The 19,919-nt window shown below is 54.8% G+C and carries 15 protein-coding genes and 2 pseudogenes; 8 read left to right on the top strand and 9 right to left on the bottom strand.

The genetic code is table 11. From position 1 onward, the window contains the following. Positions 1-794 (bottom strand): annotated as a pseudogene (locus ACWIUF_RS06525) (GTPase); the annotation flags it as partial. Between the two features lie 143 nt (positions 795-937). Between ACWIUF_RS06525 and ACWIUF_RS06520 the strand changes: the two are divergent. Further along, the gene (locus ACWIUF_RS06520; RefSeq protein WP_448571481.1) at positions 938-2,458 is read left to right on the top strand and encodes a hypothetical protein; all 1,521 of its coding nucleotides are present in this window, start codon (positions 938-940) and stop codon (positions 2,456-2,458) included. A gap of 391 nt (positions 2,459-2,849) precedes the next feature. On the opposite strand, the gene mrdA is transcribed toward ACWIUF_RS06520, so the two are convergent. Continuing rightward, entirely contained in the window at positions 2,850-4,646 is a 1,797-nt protein-coding gene (gene mrdA, locus ACWIUF_RS06515) for a penicillin-binding protein 2 (RefSeq protein WP_448571480.1), read from the bottom strand. A gap of 267 nt (positions 4,647-4,913) precedes the next feature. On the opposite strand from mrdA, the gene ACWIUF_RS06510 reads away from it, so the two are divergent. The 4 genes from ACWIUF_RS06510 to ACWIUF_RS06495 all read left to right on the top strand — a co-directional run bounded on the left by ACWIUF_RS06510 (position 4,914) and on the right by ACWIUF_RS06495 (position 9,670). Beyond that, positions 4,914-6,041 carry an ABC transporter ATP-binding protein gene (locus ACWIUF_RS06510; RefSeq protein ID WP_448571479.1) on the top strand — a complete coding sequence of 376 codons (1,128 nt, stop codon included), beginning with the start codon at positions 4,914-4,916 and terminating at the stop codon, positions 6,039-6,041. Further along, entirely contained in the window at positions 6,034-7,164 is a 1,131-nt protein-coding gene (locus ACWIUF_RS06505) for an ABC transporter substrate-binding protein (protein ID WP_448571478.1), read from the top strand. The genes ACWIUF_RS06510 and ACWIUF_RS06505 overlap by 8 nt, the downstream gene beginning before the upstream one ends. A 104-nt stretch (positions 7,165-7,268) precedes the next feature. Next, entirely contained in the window at positions 7,269-8,195 is a 927-nt protein-coding gene (locus tag ACWIUF_RS06500) for an ABC transporter permease (protein ID WP_448571477.1), read from the top strand. A 407-nt stretch (positions 8,196-8,602) separates the two neighbouring features. Next, positions 8,603-9,670 carry a hypothetical protein gene (locus tag ACWIUF_RS06495; RefSeq protein WP_448571476.1) on the top strand — a complete coding sequence of 356 codons (1,068 nt, stop codon included), beginning with the start codon at positions 8,603-8,605 and terminating at the stop codon, positions 9,668-9,670. Positions 9,671-9,770: 100 nt separating this feature from the next. On the opposite strand, the gene ACWIUF_RS06490 is transcribed toward ACWIUF_RS06495, so the two are convergent. The 7 genes from ACWIUF_RS06490 to ACWIUF_RS06460 all read right to left on the bottom strand — a co-directional run bounded on the left by ACWIUF_RS06490 (position 9,771) and on the right by ACWIUF_RS06460 (position 16,120). After that, on the bottom strand, positions 9,771-11,237 hold the full coding sequence (locus ACWIUF_RS06490; RefSeq protein ID WP_448571475.1) for a DUF2079 domain-containing protein: 1,467 nt from the start codon (positions 11,235-11,237) through the stop codon (positions 9,771-9,773). Between the two features lie 56 nt (positions 11,238-11,293). After that, on the bottom strand, positions 11,294-11,611 hold the full coding sequence (locus tag ACWIUF_RS06485; RefSeq protein ID WP_448571474.1) for a DUF1825 family protein: 318 nt from the start codon (positions 11,609-11,611) through the stop codon (positions 11,294-11,296). Between the two features lie 59 nt (positions 11,612-11,670). Beyond that, positions 11,671-11,799 (bottom strand): hypothetical protein, encoded by a 129-nt coding sequence (locus ACWIUF_RS06480; RefSeq protein ID WP_448571473.1) that lies wholly within the window; start codon positions 11,797-11,799, stop codon positions 11,671-11,673. A gap of 337 nt (positions 11,800-12,136) precedes the next feature. After that, complete coding sequence (locus tag ACWIUF_RS06475) at positions 12,137-12,823, bottom strand: Crp/Fnr family transcriptional regulator (RefSeq protein WP_448571472.1); 687 nt, start codon at positions 12,821-12,823, stop codon at positions 12,137-12,139. Positions 12,824-13,116: 293 nt separating this feature from the next. Next, a complete protein-coding gene (locus ACWIUF_RS06470) occupies positions 13,117-13,470 on the bottom strand; it encodes a DUF1257 domain-containing protein (RefSeq protein ID WP_448571471.1) in 354 nt (117 codons plus the stop codon). A 177-nt stretch (positions 13,471-13,647) separates the two neighbouring features. Continuing rightward, entirely contained in the window at positions 13,648-15,156 is a 1,509-nt protein-coding gene (ycf46, locus tag ACWIUF_RS06465; RefSeq protein ID WP_448571470.1) for a stress-responsive protein Ycf46, read from the bottom strand. A gap of 595 nt (positions 15,157-15,751) precedes the next feature. Then, positions 15,752-16,120, bottom strand: a complete 369-nt coding sequence (locus tag ACWIUF_RS06460) for a hypothetical protein (protein ID WP_448571469.1) — start codon at positions 16,118-16,120, stop codon at positions 15,752-15,754. A 149-nt stretch (positions 16,121-16,269) separates the two neighbouring features. On the opposite strand from ACWIUF_RS06460, the gene ACWIUF_RS06455 reads away from it, so the two are divergent. The 3 genes and pseudogenes from ACWIUF_RS06455 to ACWIUF_RS06445 form a co-directional block, all read left to right on the top strand. Next, positions 16,270-17,742 (top strand): glycoside hydrolase family 13 protein, encoded by a 1,473-nt coding sequence (locus ACWIUF_RS06455; RefSeq protein WP_448571468.1) that lies wholly within the window; start codon positions 16,270-16,272, stop codon positions 17,740-17,742. Between the two features lie 206 nt (positions 17,743-17,948). Continuing rightward, positions 17,949-18,908, top strand: a complete 960-nt coding sequence (locus ACWIUF_RS06450; RefSeq protein WP_448571467.1) for an NAD-dependent epimerase/dehydratase family protein — start codon at positions 17,949-17,951, stop codon at positions 18,906-18,908. A 213-nt stretch (positions 18,909-19,121) separates the two neighbouring features. Beyond that, positions 19,122-19,919, top strand: a pseudogene (locus tag ACWIUF_RS06445) (hypothetical protein); the annotation flags it as partial.

Raw genomic sequence — 19,919 nt, 5'->3', positions numbered from 1 at the left:
GGCAAGGTGGCGGTTGGTTCGGTCAGGGGGGTACGGCTGTAGAGGGCGATCGCTTGCCGCCCAAGGTTGCGGAGGGCCGCTTGCCGGAGCATCTGCCCCAAGTTCACGACTAATTGCTGGGTTGCCTGATCGCTCGACTTTTGGCTGAACTGGCGGGCCGCCGCTGCCACCGGGTTGAACAACCATTGGGACCAGTTCCACACCTGCAACACTTTTCGGGCCGAGGGTTCCAACTGCTGATACATTTCATAGGCTTGGTATGCCTGCCCCACGGTCACCTGCTGCAAAATCGGTTGCAGTGGTTGCATCCAGCGATCGAGATCCTCTACCGTTCCCCGCAGCAATTGGTAGGCATCAGGAACATAGATATTTAGCAGGGGATACTTCACCGTGGGGTGGTAGACGTGGGCAACGGCGGTAAGCACGTCCTGGCACCGCCGCCAAAAGGTGGGCCAATCCTCCCACAGGGGGCGATCTTGGCGCGTTGCCTCGAGGATTGCTTGGATCGCCTGCTCGGCTTGCTGGGCCGCTTCAGGACTGGGTGTGGCTGTGTCATCAGCCGTGACGGTCATGGTCGGCAGGGGGGGCAATCCAGGGGGCATTGCGGTTAGTTGTGTCCGTGTCCAATGCACCAATAGCCAACGCCAGCCGACTAATACGAGGATGAACACGCCCCAAATCCAATTCAAACCCCATTGGTGAATTTGTTGGCCTGCCGCTGTTAAGACAAAGAGGACGATCGCGGCGATCGGGGCAGCGAGAACTACCCATTGCCAGCGTTTAAGTTGGAGCATAGTCCGTGGTGCCCCCCAGAGTCCTATCCTGCCCCCCAGTGTAGCGACTTTGCCACTCAGGTTTTGCAGCCGTTGGGGGCGATCTCTCGCTATCCTGGGCAATAGTTCCCTGTGGCCATCGCTAACAGATGGTTGACGCGCCCATGTCTGCAAAATTCACCTGGCAACCCCTCGATCGCGCTGCCATTAGTCTGATGCTGGTGCTGAGTTGCCTGATTGCCCTATTACTATGGCAGGGAGAGCAAGTCGCCCCTAGGGTGCGTGAATTTACCTGGCAGGATCGCCAAATTGGCGTAGACGATACCGCCTTTATCCTTACCTTTACCCGTCCAATGGACACCACCAGTGTGGAGGAGAACCTGGTGATCGAGCCACCGCTACCGGGAAGGGTCAGTTGGGCAGGGCGGCGCATGGCCTATACCCTCAACTTCCCCCCCCCCTATGGGACTGAATTCCAACTCAAATTGGCCAATGCACGGGAAAAAATCGGCGTCGCTGCTACCGAATCGCCGCCGATGCAACCCTTTGTCGGGCAGTTTAGGAGCCGCGATCGCGCCTTTGCCTATATTGGTGCAACGGGGGAAAATGCGGGACGGCTGGTGCTCAATAACCTAACGCAACAGCAAACCCAGGTACTCACCCCGGCTGAGTGGGTTGTCTTGGACTTTCGGCCCTATCCCCAGGGCGATCGCATTGTGTTTAGTGCGATTGAGCGATCGGCCCTCCGTCAAGGCCGTTGGGAGCAGCACCTCTATACGGTCACCACGGGGATTGTCCCAGAGCCCCCGGGCCAGCGCCGCCCACCCTCGATTGCAGCGGGTGAGATTGAGCCAGTCCTGAATGCCGATGGGTTCCAAAACCTCCAATTTGACCTGGCGAATGATGGCAGTGCGATCGTAGTGCGACGGGTGAATAAGACCAACCCAGCGGACTTTGGCCTGTGGGTTGTGCAGCCGGGCCGGGAACCCCAACGCCTTGACAGTGAACCGGGGGGCGACTTCCTGATCACACCCGATAGTCAGGCGATCGCCGTTGCCCAGGGGCAAGGGATGGCCCTCCTACCGCTGAATCCCGATGACCCAGCCGAGGCTGCCGCAGGCGATCAAAAGTTGCTAGAGTTTTTGCCCCAGTTTAGTCAGGCCCTTAGTTTTACGCGGGACGGTTCAACGGCAGCCATGCTCAAGTTCAATACCGACTTCACGCGCTCGCTATACCTGATCAACAATCGTGGCGACCAGAAAGAATTGCTGCGTTTCAAGGGATCGATCCACGCAGCCCAGTTTGACCCCGCCCAACGGTGGCTGTACTGCTTGCTGGGTGAACTGGTGGAAGCCGAAGGCTATCGGGAACAACCCTTTTTAGCCGCGATCGATCTGCAAACCGATGAGCTATTCCCCCTGGTCCTGCTTCCGGAACAGCAAGGGATACAAATGAGTCTGGCTCCCGATGGTCTGGCCCTCCTGTTTGATCAAACCCTGGCCGTGGACGCAGCCGATCCAAGGTTAGCAGAGGCCCCCAGGGGACAAGATGGCCGCCCGATCGCCGATAGTCGCCTGTGGTTCCTACCCCTCGATCCTGTCATTCTGGCGACCGCAGACCCCGCTTCGCAACTCCGACCGGAAGCCTTACCGATCGCCGGGTTTAACCCTCGTTGGCTACCATGAAAGCCTGATTTTATTAGTTTATTCGTTACAGCACTTCCAGGCCTGGTGAGGTACAGACCAGGGACTTAAGCCCCTGGTTCGCAAGGCTTGACCGTACTTCATTAGAGAGGGAACGGCGGTAAGATAGCTTTTGTTAGTTAAGATAGCTTTTGTTAGCAAGCCAGCCCAGCGGGTTATCCCACAAACGAGCAATTATTAGCTAATGGTTGTGGGGTAGGCGTCCCGCCTGCCACCCCCGCCAAGCCCATCAGACAAGCATCATGAGCAAGCCAGCCCAGCGGGCTATCCCACAAGAATTGACCGCTTTACGCCCCTCTCCCGCCCTGGGCGAGGGGCGAGGGCAAATGGCTCAAAGTTAAACGTATCAATCCGTCAAGCTTGCACCACTCCTTTAGGGTTGGGGGCTTGGCTGGGATTTGCGACTGAAATAGGCTTCAAACATTTGGCGCACCATTGGGGCCGTCACCTTACCGCCGCCCCCACCGGAGTTTTCGGCAAAAGCTACCACAATAATTTCCGGTTTATCAGCCGGGGCATATCCCCCATACCAGGCATGGGAAAGCCGGGGAGGATCTTCCGCCGTTCCCGTTTTGCCCGCATTGAAGGGAATACTCGTGGAATTGAGGGCGGTGCCTGTCCCACTACTGACCACCTGGATCAACCCCTCCCGCAGAATTGAAAGCGTACTGGGTTTGAGGTTTAGGGACTCGCGCCAACTCCGGGCCGATTCATTGTCCTTAAGGAGGTGGGGCTGAACCCGATAGCCCCCATTGGCCGGGACGGCAAACATGACCGCGACCTGGAGGGGGCTGGCCAGCAAAAAGCCCTGCCCGATCGACATATTAATCGTGTCACCCACAAACCACCCTTCACCGATATACTTCCGCTTCCAGGCATCATCGGGCACTAACCCGGCTGACTCCTGCCCTGCTAGCTCAATACCCGTTTTTTGGCCAAAGCCGTAGCGACGGGTCCAGGAAATAAGTTCCTCGCCACCAATACGCATGGCCACCTGGTAGAAGAACGTGTCACTACTCCAGGCCATCGCCCCTGTGAAGCCCAAGGGGCCAAAGCCAGACCGGTTCCAATCCCAAAACTGGATACCCCCAACCTGGACATAGGGATAGGTCGGCAAGACATCGTAGGGGCTATATTTCCCCGACTCTAGGGCCGCTGTTGTCGTGACGATTTTGAAGGTGCTGGCCGGGGGAAAGGCTTGCAGAGCACGGTTGACGAAGGGATGATCCGCACTTTGCAACTGTTCCCAAGTTGCCGGGGAAATCCGAGTCGAAAAAATATTGGGATCAAAGGCCGGACGACTCACCATTGCCAGCACCCCACCGTTATTGGGATCGATCGCCACGATCGCCCCCTGCGTATTGCCGAGGATGGTCTCCGCCGCCTTCTGTAACTCCAGGTCTAGGGTGAGCTGGACTGTCTGCCCCGCTTTCGTCGGTTTCTCACCCAGGATACGGACAATCTGGCCTGTCCCGTCCACCTCCACCTGTTGGCCGCCCCATTCGCCCCGCAATTGTTGTTCAAAGGCAGCTTCTACCCCCATCTGGCCAATCACATCGCCGAGACGATAGCCTAAATGGCGACGGGCCTCCAGTTCCTCTTCGTTCATTTCCCCGGTATAGCCCAAGACATGGGCACCGAGGTTGCCATTGGGATAGTAGCGGACTGTTTCGGCATCTACTTCCACCCCGGGCAGTTCGTGGCGCAATTCTTCGATCGCGGTCACCTGGGCTGGCCCAATCCCCCGCGCGATTCGTACCAGGTAGGGAGAACTATAACCGGCCTGTTCCAGACGCTTTTGAATTTCGCTAGCAGGAATATTCAAGATTTGGGACAGACGGGCCAGGGTGGCAGGCCACTCCGCCTGCTTTTGCGCAATGGGCCAGATAAAAACCGAGTGGGAAACCCGATTCCCCGCCAACAGCTTGCCATTACGATCAAGAATTTGGCCCCGCTCCGGCTGTTTCGGGATCAGGCGAATCCGGTTGTTCTCAGCCAGTTGGTGGTTCCGCTTACCCTGCACCAGTTGCAAATAAACCAGCCGACTGCCAATCCCCCCCACTAACAGCAGCGAAACCAACACCATCAACCACAAGGCACGAAAGGTCTTGCCCACGGTGCGTGTGGTCGGTGGGGGAGCCGTTGTGGGTGAAGAGAGGATCAAAACCATAGGGGATACTGGGCAGGGTAAAGAAACTTGGCTTCCAGTTTACAAAAAGTCATAACCAGAATGCTAGCCAACTGGCCCCCCAATCGTTGCCCTTTCGGGAAATTCCGGCACTAATTAGGTGACTGCCAGAGAATTCCCCAGATACAATGAGTTCCAACCAAGGTTTGAGGTAGGCGAGAGCAGGATGGGGTCATCGTTGTTCCACCGGTGCGCCTCCTGAACTGCCGCTCGAGTTGCTTATGTTATAGGGGCCAGGGGTTGCTTATCATGTCTCAATCTGCTGCCAAACATCAGCGCCAACGGACCGAGACGATCGCACCTGCGGTTGAACTGCGGGATGTCTTCAAACTCTACGAGGGAGAGCCAGCGGTTCGCAACCTCAACCTCACAATTCAACCGGGGGAATTTTTCAGCATTTTGGGGCCTTCGGGCTGTGGCAAAACGACAACGCTGCGCCTAGTGGCTGGCTTTGAGGAACCGTCGGCGGGGGAAGTCCGGATTCAGGGGATGTCCATGCTGCAAGTGCCGCCCTACCGGCGGCCTGTGAATACCGTGTTCCAGAGCTACGCCCTGTTTAACCATATGACGGTTTGGCATAATGTGGCGTTTGGCTTACAAATTAAGGGCATTAAGCGATCGCAGGTCCAGCAGCGGGTACAGGATGCCCTCAAGCTAGTCAAGATGGATGGCTTTAGCCAACGTTATCCAGCCCAACTGTCGGGGGGGCAGCAGCAGCGGGTTGCCCTGGCCCGGGCGCTGGTCAATCAGCCCACGGTGATCTTGCTGGATGAACCTTTGGGGGCGCTGGACTTGAAATTGCGCAAAGAGATGCAGGTGGAACTGGCCAACCTACACCAGCAATTGGGGGTGACCTTTATTATGGTGACCCACGATCAGGAGGAGGCGTTGTCCCTGTCCGATCGCATTGCCGTGATGAGGGGGGGACAGGTGGAGCAAGTTGGGACGCCGAGTGAAATTTATGAGCAACCCGCGACGCCCTTTGTGGCGGACTTTATTGGAGATACCAACCTCCTACAGGGACGGGTAGACGCGGTGGAGGCGACCAAGTTGCGGGTGTTAACCCAGAGTGGCCTGAAGGTGCTAGTGCAGCAACTGGAGGGGAATCATGGTGCACGCCCCGATCGGGTAGTTATCAGCATTCGACCGGAAAATATTCGCCTGAGCCTGACGCCACCCGAAGAACGAGGCAACTGTTTCCAGGGCAAGTTAAGTCACACGATGTACTTGGGAACCCATATTCATTATGTGGTCGATCTCAACTCCGGCGATCGCCTCACGGTTCTGCAACCCAATACCCTGGGAACAATCCCGCAACGGGGCACGACCCTCTACGCCTACTGGTCCGAGCAGGATTGTTTAGCCCTCCATGTCTGAGAACTTCCCCATGCATCACCCTCCCCGTGCGCGTCGTCTCTCCCGCCGCCGTTTTTTGCGACAGACCGCTTTACTCTCTGGTTTAACTCTGGCGGGTTGTGGCTGGACGCTGGGTAATGTGGGCAGTCAATCTGCCCCAACCACGTCAACGGATGAGCTTTTAATCTATACCTGGAGTGACTATATCGACGAAGAATCGGTCGAAGCGTTTACGGCCCAAACTGGCATTACGGTGCAAGTGGCTATTTACGAGTCGAATGAGACGATGTTGGCGCGGATGTTGGCCGGGGGCGGGAATAATTACAGTATTATTTATCCCTCGGATTACATGGTGCAACAGATGGTGGAACTTAATCTGTTGCAAGAACTGGATCACAATCGTTTGGAGGGCCTGGATAATCTGATGGAGGACTTCCAAGATCCCAGCTATGATCCCGGCAATCGCCATAGTGTACCTATTAGCTGGGGAACTACTGGGCTAGTCTATAATACGGAACGATTAACTGAACCTGTGGAAGATTGGCAGTATCTCTGGGATCAGCAGGAGCGCCTGCGACAACGGATTACCCTGCTCTCAGATGTGCGGGAGGTAATGGGGGCAACCCTGAAATCCCTGGGCTACTCCTACAATGCGACCGATCCACAACAGATCAACGCAGCCTTCCGGGCGTTGCAAACCCTCAAACCCGCGATCGCCAGTTTCACAACCGATGCTTGGCGAGAGCAAATTCTCGCGGGGGACTTGCTCGTATCGATGGCCTATTCCGTAGACGGGATTACCGCCATGTCTGAAGATGAGCGTTTGCACTATGTGATTCCCAAAAGTGGCGCATCCTTGTGGACAGATGCGATCGTCATCCCCCGGACTGCGCCTAATGTGGCTGGGGCCTATGCTTGGATAAACTATACCCTACAGCCCTCAGCAGCGGCCCGGGTTAGTGAACGCCTGAATTTTGCCACCCCCAATCGCGTCGCCTTTGAAAACCTTTCGGATGAACTGCGGGAAAATGAGGCCCTGTTTCCCCCCCCAGAGGTCCTCGAACGCTGCGAACGGATTGCCCCTCTCGACCCGCAGACGAATGAGTTGTTTGATAATTACTGGACTCGACTCACGAGTGGCTAGGGGGAAGAGTTAACAATTCAAAATTCAAAATCTAAAATTCAACACTAGAGCTTTAAGGTGGAAAATTCAAAATTCAACTCATGGTATAAGGTTCGTATCTTGTTATGGCTGCTTCCTCTCGCGATCGGTCTCAGGTAACTTCTGGCTACCCTAAATGGTTGGCTCCCCTGTTGATGCTGGCTCCAGCGGGGGTGTGGTTGGGCTTATTGTTGGTGTTGCCCACGTTGGTCATTTTCCAGTTAAGTCTAGTCCCAGGGATTCGACCGGGTGAGGTGGTGAATCCCGTTCTCTGGCCCCTGACCAACTATGAGCGGATTTTGCAGCCAGTTTATTTGCACGTCATTGCCCGATCGCTGTTTTTAGCCTTAGGGACAACGGGATTGTGCTTACTGTTGGGATTTCCCGTGGCCTATTGGCTGGCCCAAACCGCTCCCAAACAGTGGCGGAATCTATTGTTATTGGCGTTTATTTTACCCTTGTGGACGTCCTCGCTGCTACGCTCCTATGCCTGGATTACCATCCTGCGCCGCACGGGGGTGCTGAATTCCGTTCTGGAAAGTATTGGCTTACCCAGCATTTATCTCCTTAACCAAAGTGCGGCGGTTCTGATTGGCATGACCTATAGCTTTTTGCCCTATATGGTGCTGATCCTCTATGCGTCATTGGAAAAGCTCGATCGTCGCTTGCTAGAAGCCGCTTACGATCTAGGGGCTAATCGTCAACAAACCTTCTGGCGTATCACCATTCCCCAAACCATGCCAGGGCTTTTGGCCGGCTCGTTGCTCGTGTTTATTGCTAGTCTGGGCGATTTCATTAACCCAGAACTGCTGGGTGGCGCATCCAGTATGACCGTGGCCCGTTTGATCTATAACCAATTTCTCGGACCCACCCGTAACTGGGGGTTTGGTTCCGCTTTAAGTATAGTCGTGATTGTAGCGATCACACTGGCGATGGTGTTGCTGATTAAGTATGGGGATGCCGCCGCTAGTGGCCTCAAGGCCGGCAACCAAGAGACAACAACCAATCGTTGATGTTGGGTGGGTTGACATACTCCCTGGCGTGAACGCACAGGGATTCTTGACACATCATGCGAATGGGGTGAGAACGATCGCGACGCGGCCCTGCGCTGCCGCAAGTTCGACCGCCTACCGCTAGTCCCTCAGCCAGAACCCGGACTGGACAAAATTCCCATGCGTAATCCCCCAGTCTACCTGTGTAGATCCACGTAGTTGACATTCAACAGTTGCACACGGCAGTGCCGCCTCTGACCCCCCATCCCCTAGGCCAATCGGGTTAGGGTAAGGACGCATTGCCCGTGATTTTTTAAAGCTCCAGTCAATTTTAGATGAAGTTACCGTGATCTCGCACGATCGCTCAGATCCTTATGGAAAGCTAAAAGTAGGGAAATCGGTCAGAAAGAATGCCCCAGGTAAAGACCATGCTGCATCTAGTCATCGACAAAAGCCTTCACAAAGTGAATAAGGTGCTGTTAGAGAACCTAGAGACAGCCAGCCTTGTTCTATTAGGGGTTGGGCTTGGTCTCGTGCTTCTGACCCAGCAGTGGCTCTACCTGGTCGTTGCCCTGAGTTGTCTGTTCTGGTTAAGTCTACGGCAACAGCGACGCCTCATCCAAACGGTGGAGCAGCTAGAAAATCGCTATGCTGCCTTTGCCAGCACGCTTGCAACCACCCGCGATCGCCTCGATCGCGTCGAACACGATCACCTCACGCTTCACACCGCCCTCACCGAGCAAAACACAACCCATAAAGCCATTACCTCCCTCACCGATTCTTACTACAGCACCCTCCGCCGACTGATTGCCCTAGAAGACTGTGTGGGTGAAGTGCAGTCCCGCCAGGACGATTGCATCCTCATGTTAGACAGCTTCCAACGTAGCCTGGAGATTATGCAGGACTTTCATGGCTACACCACCGATCGCAAGATTGAAGCGGCGATCTCCCAACATCTGGAGCGTATTGAACAAGCCCTGGGAGCCTTACAACACCGGGCAGATTACACCTTGCTCAAGGGCTATGATGCCAATCGGACAGCCCTGATGGCCGTGTTCGAGCGAGTCGAAAGCCGCCTGACAATGGCCTGCCCCTGCCTGACAGATGCCCCGATCGATGATGCTATCATTACCCAACTGCAGCACCTGCTGGCGGACGGGAAACGGGTTGAAATTGGTTGGGGCCTGATGCGTGGGATTCAACCCAGCCATAACGAGGGGCCGCTCTACAGCGCCTTACCCAAATTACGGGAGTTGCAACAAGCCTATCCGGAACAACTGACCCTTAAACTTATCAGGACCCATGAAAAGTTTCTGGTTTGCGATCAGGAGATTGCCCTCGTCGGTAGCCATCACTTCCTAGCCGCAACGGCAGCCTTCCCAGACCACGAGTTAGGTCTGCGCACCAATGATCCGACGATTATCCACAATCTCTTGCAATATTTCGACCAAGCCCCGGAACTTAAACAATTTGTGCGGCGACGATCGGCAGCCTAGGGCATCGTCCAAGTTCCAGTCACCCTGAAGCACTGGTAAAGGGAGATCGCTGTGGGGGGCTTGGAGACTATTGGGTGATCTCCCCCTGCGCAGCAGCGGCTTACGTGGGGCGTAACGGTTTCCGTCGTTGCTCAAATAAATACACCCCATCCGCTGCGTAGGTTAGGGTAAACCGATCGTCCGCTTGCCAGCGATCGACCAGCGCTTGCGCAAACGCAGGTGTACTCAGCCATCCTGGATGCCTAACATTCAACAACCCATAGTGAAACTCCCCCAGATCGGCAGGTGGGGCCGTGGCCTGGGTTTGCCGAATCAGGAGCCGGTGGGTCAGGTGGGGGGCAAAATTAGAGGTTGTGAGGACTGGATCTGCTGTCGTAATGTGAGCGATCGCCGCACGACTGGCCTGCCAGGTATCTAAGGATTGCAGGTAGAGCGAACCGAAATAGCCATATTTTGCCAGGATCAAAAAAGCCGCGATCGCCCAGCCCAGAATCCAGACAGTTGGCTTCGTATTGCCCACGGCCAATCGCCATCGCCGCCAGGGCCATCCCCAGTCACCGTGTACCGGCTGTACCTGCAAGGTAGTGATGACCGCGAGGAGCAAAAACGGCAGGAGGGGCAGCGAGTAATGTTGGGTCAGATTGCGTTGCTGGGGTTCACTGGACAGGATATTCAGAGCCAGGGTCGGCAAGGCGGGCACCAATGCCACTAGGGCCGGAGCCGAAAGTCCCCAGAAAATCGGCCCAAACAGCAATCCCAAGTATTCCAGTGTCCCCCAGGAAAAAATTTGTCTTAACACGAGGTGGGGTTTTAAAAACAGATTGAGGATCACTGCTGGCATAGAATCCCCCAGATAGCCGTAGAGGCTCACACCTGCCGGTTGCAAGCCACTAAAGGCGGGGATGATGACCTGGGTGGCAATGATAAACCAGAGACTACCCACCCCGATCGCCCCTAGGCCATACGCCCAGCGTCGTTCCCAAACCCACAACCAGAGACCCATTGCCGCCACCGTCAACCCCAATACCTCCTTACAGCCCAGGGTTAACAGGATACAAAGGCTAAAACTAAGCGGGGAGCGCGATCGTGCGGCCCAAATTGCCGCCAGGAGGAGGGGAACCGCCATCACCTCCGGGTGAAAGTCGAACAAATTGACATTAAATACCAGGGGATAGAGGAGATAAACCAGGGCTAGGGTGATCGCCAGTTGGGTGGACAGTTGCGCTTGACGCGCTAGGGCAAAGGTTGGGAGGGCGCCCACCGCCAGGGCAATCGCTTGGATGGCGAGCAGCCAGTAAACACTGGGATAAAGTCGATACAGCAGTGCGATCGGGTACAACAACCACGCCGCATGATCGCCGAGGAGATGGATATCTCGCAGCGTCGAATAGGGGGGCTGTCCTTGGCTCAGCAGGTACAACCCCTGATCAAAAATGCCTAAATCCCAGCCAGCAGATTGAAAGAGAAGGTGCCGTAAACTACTTGCCCCAAACAGGAGCAGGGCACTCCCCACCGTTAGCCCAACCAGGTGGGAGGGAACAGGTAAACGCTTCAGCAGACTTTGCATGGGGGGGCACCGGGCTGGTACGATCATCCCAACCCACTTTAGACCAAAGCCACGGCCTATTGGGGGAGTTCAGACTTCATCCGCTCCAACGTTTGATACATCTGGTCAAACATCTGTTGCGGCGTCATGCCAAACTGTCCCAGTTGGGTCTTCAGTTGTTGGATCGTCATTTGGGCCATGAAGTCTTCTGAAAGTTCAAACCGCTTCATAAAGATGCGATAGCGCTCCATCATCGACTCCATCTGATCGATAAAGATCTTCTTGCCTTCTAAGTCAAACTTACCGTAGTTACTCCCCAGTTGCATGAGGGACTGGTAGTCTTCAAAAAGCTGCTTCGCTTCTTGTTGTACGATTTCAGAGTCAAAAAATCCCATTGTTTTGCCATCACACAACGTCCTGGTACTCCTATCTTAAGGCAGTCCTAGAAGGGGATTCAATCGAGTCTGGTCGTGCCGAGGGTGGGAATCCCGTACTTACCATAGCGATCGTCGCCACCCTGAAGCCATTGAGCTTGCCCTCGGTACTGCCTGCCGTGGGCCGAGCTAGCTGCACAACAGAGCATGGCTTAGCGGTTGCACCGCCTTAAGAACTACGGTTAAAACCGCGACGACACACACAGTCACGCCTGCAAACCAAAATTGAACAAATCGATGCCCAAATTCAGGCAATGTTGGTGTTTAAAGCCGCATGGGAAAACGACCGCGATCGCTGGCGCACGCATCAGCCTGACCCTAAACCTGGAACGATTTGCTTCCTGATCAAGACAATGCCGTGGTTAAAACATAAGGCTGAATAATACCTGTCCCTGTTTGCAGGACGGGTACTAACAAACTATCTTTTCGTCGAGCGCAATTCGCAAGGCGCAATGGCCACTGCACGCAGGCTCTTGGGAGGGGTTCTCAAGATAAACGGCCCGCTAAGTGGGTGAGGTTGCGTAGGTTAAGTAATTGAATAACCTGTTGTTGTGGATCGTACCTGAGCCAACCCTTCTCTTCAAGTTTTTGCATAATTTTCTTGGCTTCCTCCAGGGTAATGTCTGCCACATCGGCCAAATCCTGGTAAGGAATACTAAATAACTCGGTCCCATCCTCCCGTAAATCCCCATAGCTCTCACCCAGGGAAATGAGGGTATTGGCCAACTTCACCGCTGGCGGTTGTCGCTGAAGTTGGAGGCGCATATTCGTCTGGCGCAGACGATGGACCATCAACTGCAACATCCGGTGATGCAAATGGGGGTCCTTAAAGAGGGTCTCAATAAATCGTTGGGCCGGAATACTGATCAACTTCACGCGGGATAAGGCAATCACATCGGTGGAACGGGGCGATTCGTCCAGGATGGCCATTTCGCCAAAAAAATCCCCCTGACCGAGCACGGCCAAGGTTACCACGCTATCCCCTGATAGTCGCCGTACCTTCACCCAACCCGAAATAATAAAGTAAACCGCATTTCCCCACGCGTCTTCCATCACCACCGCACGATCGCTGGGATACTCTAGTTCGGTGGCGGGAGCCAGCAACCATTCCAGCGTCTCAGGGCTAACCGTACTAAAGAGGGGGAAGGTCTGAGCAAACGATTCAGTCTGCATGGAAAGGAATACACGCAATGACAAACGTACCGCCTCCATCTTAGAAGGTATTGATGGTGTTTGTTCTCTGCCCGCCGTAAGGGATGGGGAAACAAACCCCCTGTTCCTTAATAGCAACCCCATCCCCGCCAACCCGGATCATTAGCGCTGCATTAATCCAGATTCCTTAACAATACTCAACACGTGGGTTTGAGTGGGCGCGATCGCTGTACCCACTCAACCGGGTAAAGCCATGAAAAAACGGGTTAACCCCAGATTTGGCTAACCCGCTGACTTGGGAACGCGCTGAGAGCTTATTTTTGCAGCACGAGCTTGACGTTGGCATTTTGCAAGCCAGGGCGCTTGACTTCAGCCAAGGTCTTGTTCACGGCATACTTCTGGTTGATCGCATTGATCAGCTCGGTCTGATTGTGCTTCTTGGCAACACCCCAGAGGTCAGCAATCAGATCGAAGGTTCCTTCCGTGTTGCGGGTCCACCCTAAATCATATTCACCATCGAGGACGGCCACGAGATCGGCACGAACCCGTTGGCCGTTGTACCCCCGCACGTCTGCGTTGGTCTTCACAGAGATCCCAAGACTCCGGAGCGAATCTTTCAGGATTTCAACATCGGTGATCTTGGTGCGCAGTGTGCTGAAATGAGACATTGGAATTTCCTCCTGTAAGGACGTTAGAGAGAACGACGAGTTTAGAGTTGAGTTACGCTACCCACTGCCAATGGGCGGGATAGTCGTTTTGGGTGTGACTGCCAGCCAGTTTACCGAGGTTACCTGGGTGACTGGTCTGACCTTTGCTCTCCCGTTGGGGGCAGGAGAGAAAGCCTGTTAGAACTCCAACCGCTGGTATTCCGCGTCGGAGATTGCCGCTGGGCGAGTACGTTGCCGTGCCCAGTCGCGTAGGGCCGATACCTGCTCGCTCATGGTGCGGGAGAGCGGCCAGGTGGCCTTAATCGCGGCAATAATATCGAGTTGGGTAAATTCGCGATCGTCGGCAAAGGCTTCATACATGGCAGCAACGATCGCCTGTTCAATTTCGGCCCCAGAGAGGCCATCGGATACCGTCGCCAATTGTTCGAGGTCAAACCGGGTGATATCGCGACGACGTTTGGCTAGGTGAATGCGGAAAATATCCTGGCGCTCTTCGGCGTTGGGCAGATCCACAAAGAAGATTTCATCGAAGCGGCCCTTGCGTAGAAACTCACCCGGTAGCCGCTCCACCCGGTTGGCCGTCGCCATTACAAATACAGGTGAGGTTTTTTCCTGCATCCAGGTGAGGAAGGACCCAAAGATCCGGCTGGATGTCCCACCATCGGAGTCGGCGGAACCGGCCCCTCCAGCAAAGGCTTTATCCAGTTCGTCGATAAACAGGATAGTTGGCGAGAGGGCTTCGGCGGTGCGGAGTGCGCCCCGGAGGTTGGCTTCCGATCGTCCGACCATCGAGCCATCGTACACCCGGCCCATGTCTAACCGCAGCAGCGGCAATCCCCACAGGCGGGACGTGGCTTTGGCAATCAGCGACTTCCCGCAACCGGGAACACCGAGTAACAATACACCCTTAGGTTGGGGGAGACCGTATTCCCGCGCCCGTTCCGTAAAGGCATTAGCCCGTTGCCGGAGCCAGGTTTTGAGGGCATCGGAACCACCGACATTATCCAGGGTTTCTGCCTCTTCAATAAACTCCAGAATGCCATTACGACGCGTAATCTGCTGTTTTTCCGAGAGGACAATATCAACTTCAGCTTCGGTTAGGCGACCACGGGTAACATGGGCTTTGCGGAATACCTTTTCAGCTTCATCCTCTGTCAACCCTAATGCAGCCTTGAGTAGTTTCTCACGACCATCAGTACTGATCCGCTTGGTGCGGGTTTGCTCCAGTTGACGAGACAAGACTTTATTGAGTTCCGTGAGATCGGGGACTGGGTAGTCGAGTACGACAACTTCCTTCTCTAATTCGGTGGGTACGGTTTGCAAAGGCGACATCAAAATCATTGTTTTCTGGCTGCCCTTGAAGTTAGCAACCGCGTCCCGCAACCAACGTGTAACCGGCGGAGAATCGATGAAGGGATGCAAATCTTTGAAGATGAAGATACCGGGTTCCCGTTGCCGAATCACCCACTCGATCGCCGCTTCTGGCGAAACCGTATTGTGCTGTGTGGTATGGCGGGGTTGACCGTATTCAATAATGCCGTGGGTGACTGTCCAAATATACAACCGCCGGGGAGGCTTCTGTTGCACAAGACCCGCGATCGCCTGTTCTGCTCGCTCCTCTTCTGAGGTGATGAGGTAGACCAAGGGGTACTGAGCTTGAATTAGGATGTTTAGCTCTTCGTACATGGATATCGACCTGAGTGTAGGAGGAGACAATAAACCCTCGTGACGCTACGGGTAGCACTTTATTCACGAGCGAGAGTCAAGGACAAACAAAACAATCACAGAAAATCCAAGAGAATGAAGATACACGCGTCGGTTAAAGCCAGTTAAATCTATCTAATCTATTAAATCTATCTAATAGTGCGACTTAGATTTAGCTATTTAGCTTAAGCACTTATCAAGAATGATCTAAAAATTAGATAACTAGACACTAAGCGCCAAACAACAATCAGACTTTTAGTATTAGTAGTTAAGACAGTTTAAGCGACAAAGTGTCAGCAGTAACGATTGCTTAAGGCTTTACTCCGAACACAAAATCTAGCAAAAAACAAGCTTCAAGGCTAAAGCAGTACAATAAGAAACCATGCAATACGGAGAAGGCATGTGCCTGCATAAGGACAGGTCAGCTTTGCAAAAGCATGGGAATTTGCAAAAGAATGGGAAAAAGGTAATCGAAGCCTTCTCTCTCACCGAATGGGAGAGAGTGAGACTGCCTGTCGGCAGCCATTCCTTATTAGAAGGGTGTTTTGGCTAAAGCTGAAGTCAACCAACCCTACGGTTAGCAGGGCACCAAAGCTTGGGCCGATTGGGGACCTGACCCCGCTTCCGCTGCTGGGTGACGCACCGCCTCTGACGCTAGGTCCTCATCCATCAAAAAAGAGGGTTGAGAGCCAAGTGCCGTTAGCTCTGACTGCTTCAGAATCAAGCGAGACGAGCATTCAGGACACTCGAAAATACGGTGAACTTGACCTTGAACTGCTTCTACTGTGTCGAAAGCTTCTGGATGCCGCAAGAAAAGGGCAATGGCCCGTTCTGCAAGGGCTGACATGGGTTCGCCATCGACAGCAGCCCGGATTTTTAGCTGCTGGTGCAGTTCCGGGGAGAAGTACAGCGTAACTTTTTGCTTATCCTGGTGCTTATCCTGCATATTTTCCTAAGCCGTCTTTTCGAGGCATGTATGCCAAGGTAATTGGCCTAGCCTGGAATGTCAAGCCAGCTTGCCAGCATGACGGCAGTTTTGTAACACTTCTTAATAAAACGGATGGCGTCGGTTGAAGGGAGAGACGGAAGCAGGTCATGATTCAGACACCAGAGTGGGTTAAGGATGCAGTCTTCTATCAGATTTTCCCTGATCGCTTTGCCATTGGTCAGCGAACCCCGATCGCGATCGCCCGCCACCTAACCCTGGAACCCTGGGACGCCCCCCCCACCTTTCAGGGCTATAAGGGGGGCAATTTGTGGGGGGTGATTGAAAAGCTGGATTATTTACAATCCCTAGGGGTGACGGCGATCTATTTCACGCCGATTTTCCAATCCGCCTGTAACCATCGCTACCATACTCACGACTATTACCAGGTTGATCCCCTGCTAGGGGGAAATGAGGCGTTTCGGGCGTTGTTAAGCGCCGCCCACGATCGCGGCCTCAAGGTGGTATTAGACGGAGTGTTCAATCATGCCAGTCGGGGGTTTTTCTTTTTTAATGACATTTTGGAAAATGGTCCCTATTCCCCCTGGGTAGACTGGTTCAAGCTTGAGGGCTGGCCGCTGTCTGCCTACGACGGTTCCCAACCAGCAAATTACCAAAGTTGGGTGGGCAATCGCGCCTTACCAGAATTTAATCATGCCCATCCTGATGTTCGGGAATACATCATGCAAATTGCCGAATACTGGATTCGCGAAGGCATTGATGGCTGGCGGCTGGATGTGCCTTTTTGTATTCAAATTCCCGGTTTTTGGCAGGAGTTTCGCGATCGGGTGAAAGCGATTAATCCCAATGCCTATATTGTTGGTGAGATCTGGGAGGATGCCCGGGAGTGGTTAGATGGCACCCAGTTCGATGGGGTGATGAATTACTTGTTTACAGCACCGACGATCGCGTTTACGGCGGGCGATCGGGTTATTCGCCACCATGTGGAAGATCGATCCTACGCACCCTACCCAGCCCTGGATGCGGCGGGCTATGGGGGCAAGATGCAGGCGTTGTTGGCTCTGTATCCTTGGGAGATCCAGCTAACCCAGTTGAACCTGTTGGCTAGCCATGATACCGCCCGGTTGCTGACGATTGCGGGGGGCGATCGGGCCAGTGTGGAACTGGCTACCCTGTTGTTGTTGACCTTCCCAGGGGCACCGAGTGTGTACTACGGGGATGAGGTCGGCCTGCCGGGGGCCTTGGACCCGGATTGTCGGCGGGGTTTTCCTGCCGAACCGGATTGGGACTTAGAGCTGTTGACCCTCCATCGTCGCCTAATAGCCCTGCGTCATGCCCACCCAGTGCTGCGCCGAGGCACTTACCAGGTGGTTGCCACGGTGGGATTGGCTTATGTGTTCACCCGCACCTTGGATGGGGAACAGGCTTTAGTTGCTGTTAACGCTGGCACCGAGGTGGCCCAGTTTGAGGTGCCCTTAGATGTTGCCTTGGCCGGGGCTACGATCGTCCCCTGGCTCACCACCCGCCCCCAGGCATCCGGACACTGCGATCGCCAGGGGGCAACCCTCCACCTCACCCTGCCTGCCCGTACTGGCTGGATCTGGGGGACAAGCGCGGCGTAAAAGAGGGGAGGCCATTGCCCGCACCCCCAACGCTCCCAACAGGGGCGCGGGGGAGTTAAGGACGAAACCCAAGTTTTAAGTCTCTCGCCCTCAGAGAGGGGCGGCGAAGGTAGTTGCCCTCACGGTAGGGTGGACGGACTCCGCTCCCAGGCCAAACCTCTGGCAAGATTAGGAAAGATCTGTTGCCGAGGAGCCACGACACAGGAATGGGCCGTAAACGCATTTTTATTACCGGGGCCAGTGGGTGTATCGGCCACTACTTCACCGATCGCCTCATCCAGACCACCGATCACGACCTCTACCTCCTCGTCCGTAACCCTGCTAAGCTGCAATTCAATCTTCAATCGCGTCCCGGCATCACCCTCCTCCAAGGCGGTCTCGAACAGATCGAGCAATATGGGGATCTGCTCAAAACCGTGGATACGGCCATCCTCGCGGCCACGGCCTGGGGTGACCCGAAAACCACCACCACTATCAACGTTGACCAAACCCTTGCCCTACTGCATCGGCTTGACCCCGCCACCTGTCAGCGGGTGCTTTACTTCTCCACGGCCAGTATCCTGGGGCGGGACAACCAACCCCTGGCGGCTGCGGGCACCCTGGGGACTGACTATATCCGTACTAAGTATGCTTGTTACCAACGGTTATCTGAAACCGCGATCGCCGATCGGATTGTGACCCTGTTTCCCACCCTGGTTCTGGGAGGTGGCCCCGACAAGCCCTACTCCCACCTATCGTCGGGGATTCCGGAGGTCGTCCGCTGGATTGATCTGATTCGGTTTTTCCAAGCCGATGCCAGCTTTCACTACATCCACGCCCAGGATATTGCCCAGGTGGTGGCCTACCTAGTTGATCCCCCGGCGGGCTTCACGCCGCCCCGGACGGTGGTGTTGGGAAATGCCGCCATCACGGTGAACCAGGCGATCGCGGCAACCTGTCAGTACTTAAACCGTCGGATCTATTTCCGGATACCGCTGACCCTCTGGTTGGCCAAGGTTTTTATTACAATCTTCCGGGTCCAGATGGCTGACTGGGATCGCTTCTGTCTGCAATATCGCCACTTTACTTACCAAGATCCGATCAATCCCGTCACGTTTGGTCTGGCCCCCTACTGTGACACCTTTACCAAAGTTCTTCAGGTGAGTGGGATTGCCCCCAGTCGCTAAGTGGGACGTTTTGAGCCTTAATTTTTAAGGTTTGTAACCAATCCCCCTGCGGAAGATGCGGAGCATTTTAGTCCTAAGCTGTGCCGGGGTGAGGGCCTGGAGAGGGATGCCCCCCTAACGCATCGCAGGATAGATGTCAAAACCACCCTGGCTGCAATACAACTGAAATAGACGGTTGCATCATATACAGATACAGCACAATTCAGGGGGGCTATGCCACGAGCAAATAGGCGGGGATTCTTTCAACTTGGCTGCCCGGACTACTATGCCATTTTGGGAGTCCCGATCCAGGCTAGTCACGAGATGATTCAGACGCGGGGCACGCAGTTGGTTCGCCATTTGACGGTGGGGGCCAACCAGTCGCCGCCCGATCGTCGCCAGCAGATTGAACAATGGCAACACCAGGTCCTCGAACCCGCCCTCGCCCACCTCACCCGCGCGTCCGATCGTCAAACCCATTTGGCTAAACTCTGGCGCACTGCCCAACTCGCCTATCAACGGGTGCCCGAACAAATTTTGACCAGTGATGCTGCCCAACACCTACTCCAGGTGGATGATGCGGAGGTGGCGACCTTTTACCGCTACTTCCTCACCCAACTCCAGGCAAGCCAGTACCGACAAGTTAGCCAAATCGGGGAATATACCGGACAACTCAGTGAATTAAACCTGGCCTATGTTTGGCGGTTAATCCAGCGTAAGCAAGCCGCAACCCAACCCGCCTTCCCGCTCTCCCGCCACGACACATCCATCCCCACCAACGGGGAATATCCCCTCACCCCCTTCTGCTACCAAGCCCTCCATACAGGCTATGCCAATCGGGCACAAATCCAACAGGCGCTTGCCCGTAACCAGCAGCAGCCCCAGCCCCTACCTCATATCCTCAGTGCGATCGTGGGGCAACCCTTGCCCGTTAGCCTATCCCGGTACTATGACCAGTTACGACGCTTTGAACGAAGTCTTTACTATGGTGTGCCCTTTGTAAACCCCGATTGTCTCCCGTTAGCAGCCCCC

The organism is Trichothermofontia sp. (assembly GCF_053493415.1).
This window is presented reverse-complemented; position numbering and strand designations above follow the sequence as displayed.

What these genes read in the sequence shown, in the direction of transcription:
- ACWIUF_RS06455 (WP_448571468.1), top strand. Translation starts at nt 16,270, where the DNA reads ATGATTCAGACACCAGAGTGGGTTAAGGATGCAGTCTTCTATCAGATT.
- ACWIUF_RS06505 (WP_448571478.1), top strand. Translation starts at nt 6,034, where the DNA reads ATGTCTGAGAACTTCCCCATGCATCACCCTCCCCGTGCGCGTCGTCTC.
- ACWIUF_RS06495 (WP_448571476.1), top strand. Translation starts at nt 8,603, where the DNA reads ATGCTGCATCTAGTCATCGACAAAAGCCTTCACAAAGTGAATAAGGTG.
- ACWIUF_RS06450 (WP_448571467.1), top strand. Translation starts at nt 17,949, where the DNA reads ATGGGCCGTAAACGCATTTTTATTACCGGGGCCAGTGGGTGTATCGGC.
- ACWIUF_RS06480 (WP_448571473.1), bottom strand. Translation starts at nt 11,799, where the DNA reads ATGCTCTGTTGTGCAGCTAGCTCGGCCCACGGCAGGCAGTACCGAGGG.
- ACWIUF_RS06510 (WP_448571479.1), top strand. Translation starts at nt 4,914, where the DNA reads ATGTCTCAATCTGCTGCCAAACATCAGCGCCAACGGACCGAGACGATC.
- ACWIUF_RS06500 (WP_448571477.1), top strand. Translation starts at nt 7,269, where the DNA reads ATGGCTGCTTCCTCTCGCGATCGGTCTCAGGTAACTTCTGGCTACCCT.
- mrdA (WP_448571480.1), bottom strand. Translation starts at nt 4,646, where the DNA reads ATGGTTTTGATCCTCTCTTCACCCACAACGGCTCCCCCACCGACCACA.
- ACWIUF_RS06490 (WP_448571475.1), bottom strand. Translation starts at nt 11,237, where the DNA reads ATGCAAAGTCTGCTGAAGCGTTTACCTGTTCCCTCCCACCTGGTTGGG.
- ACWIUF_RS06475 (WP_448571472.1), bottom strand. Translation starts at nt 12,823, where the DNA reads ATGCAGACTGAATCGTTTGCTCAGACCTTCCCCCTCTTTAGTACGGTT.
- ACWIUF_RS06520 (WP_448571481.1), top strand. Translation starts at nt 938, where the DNA reads ATGTCTGCAAAATTCACCTGGCAACCCCTCGATCGCGCTGCCATTAGT.
- ACWIUF_RS06485 (WP_448571474.1), bottom strand. Translation starts at nt 11,611, where the DNA reads ATGGGATTTTTTGACTCTGAAATCGTACAACAAGAAGCGAAGCAGCTT.
- ycf46 (WP_448571470.1), bottom strand. Translation starts at nt 15,156, where the DNA reads ATGTACGAAGAGCTAAACATCCTAATTCAAGCTCAGTACCCCTTGGTC.
- ACWIUF_RS06470 (WP_448571471.1), bottom strand. Translation starts at nt 13,470, where the DNA reads ATGTCTCATTTCAGCACACTGCGCACCAAGATCACCGATGTTGAAATC.
- ACWIUF_RS06460 (WP_448571469.1), bottom strand. Translation starts at nt 16,120, where the DNA reads ATGCAGGATAAGCACCAGGATAAGCAAAAAGTTACGCTGTACTTCTCC.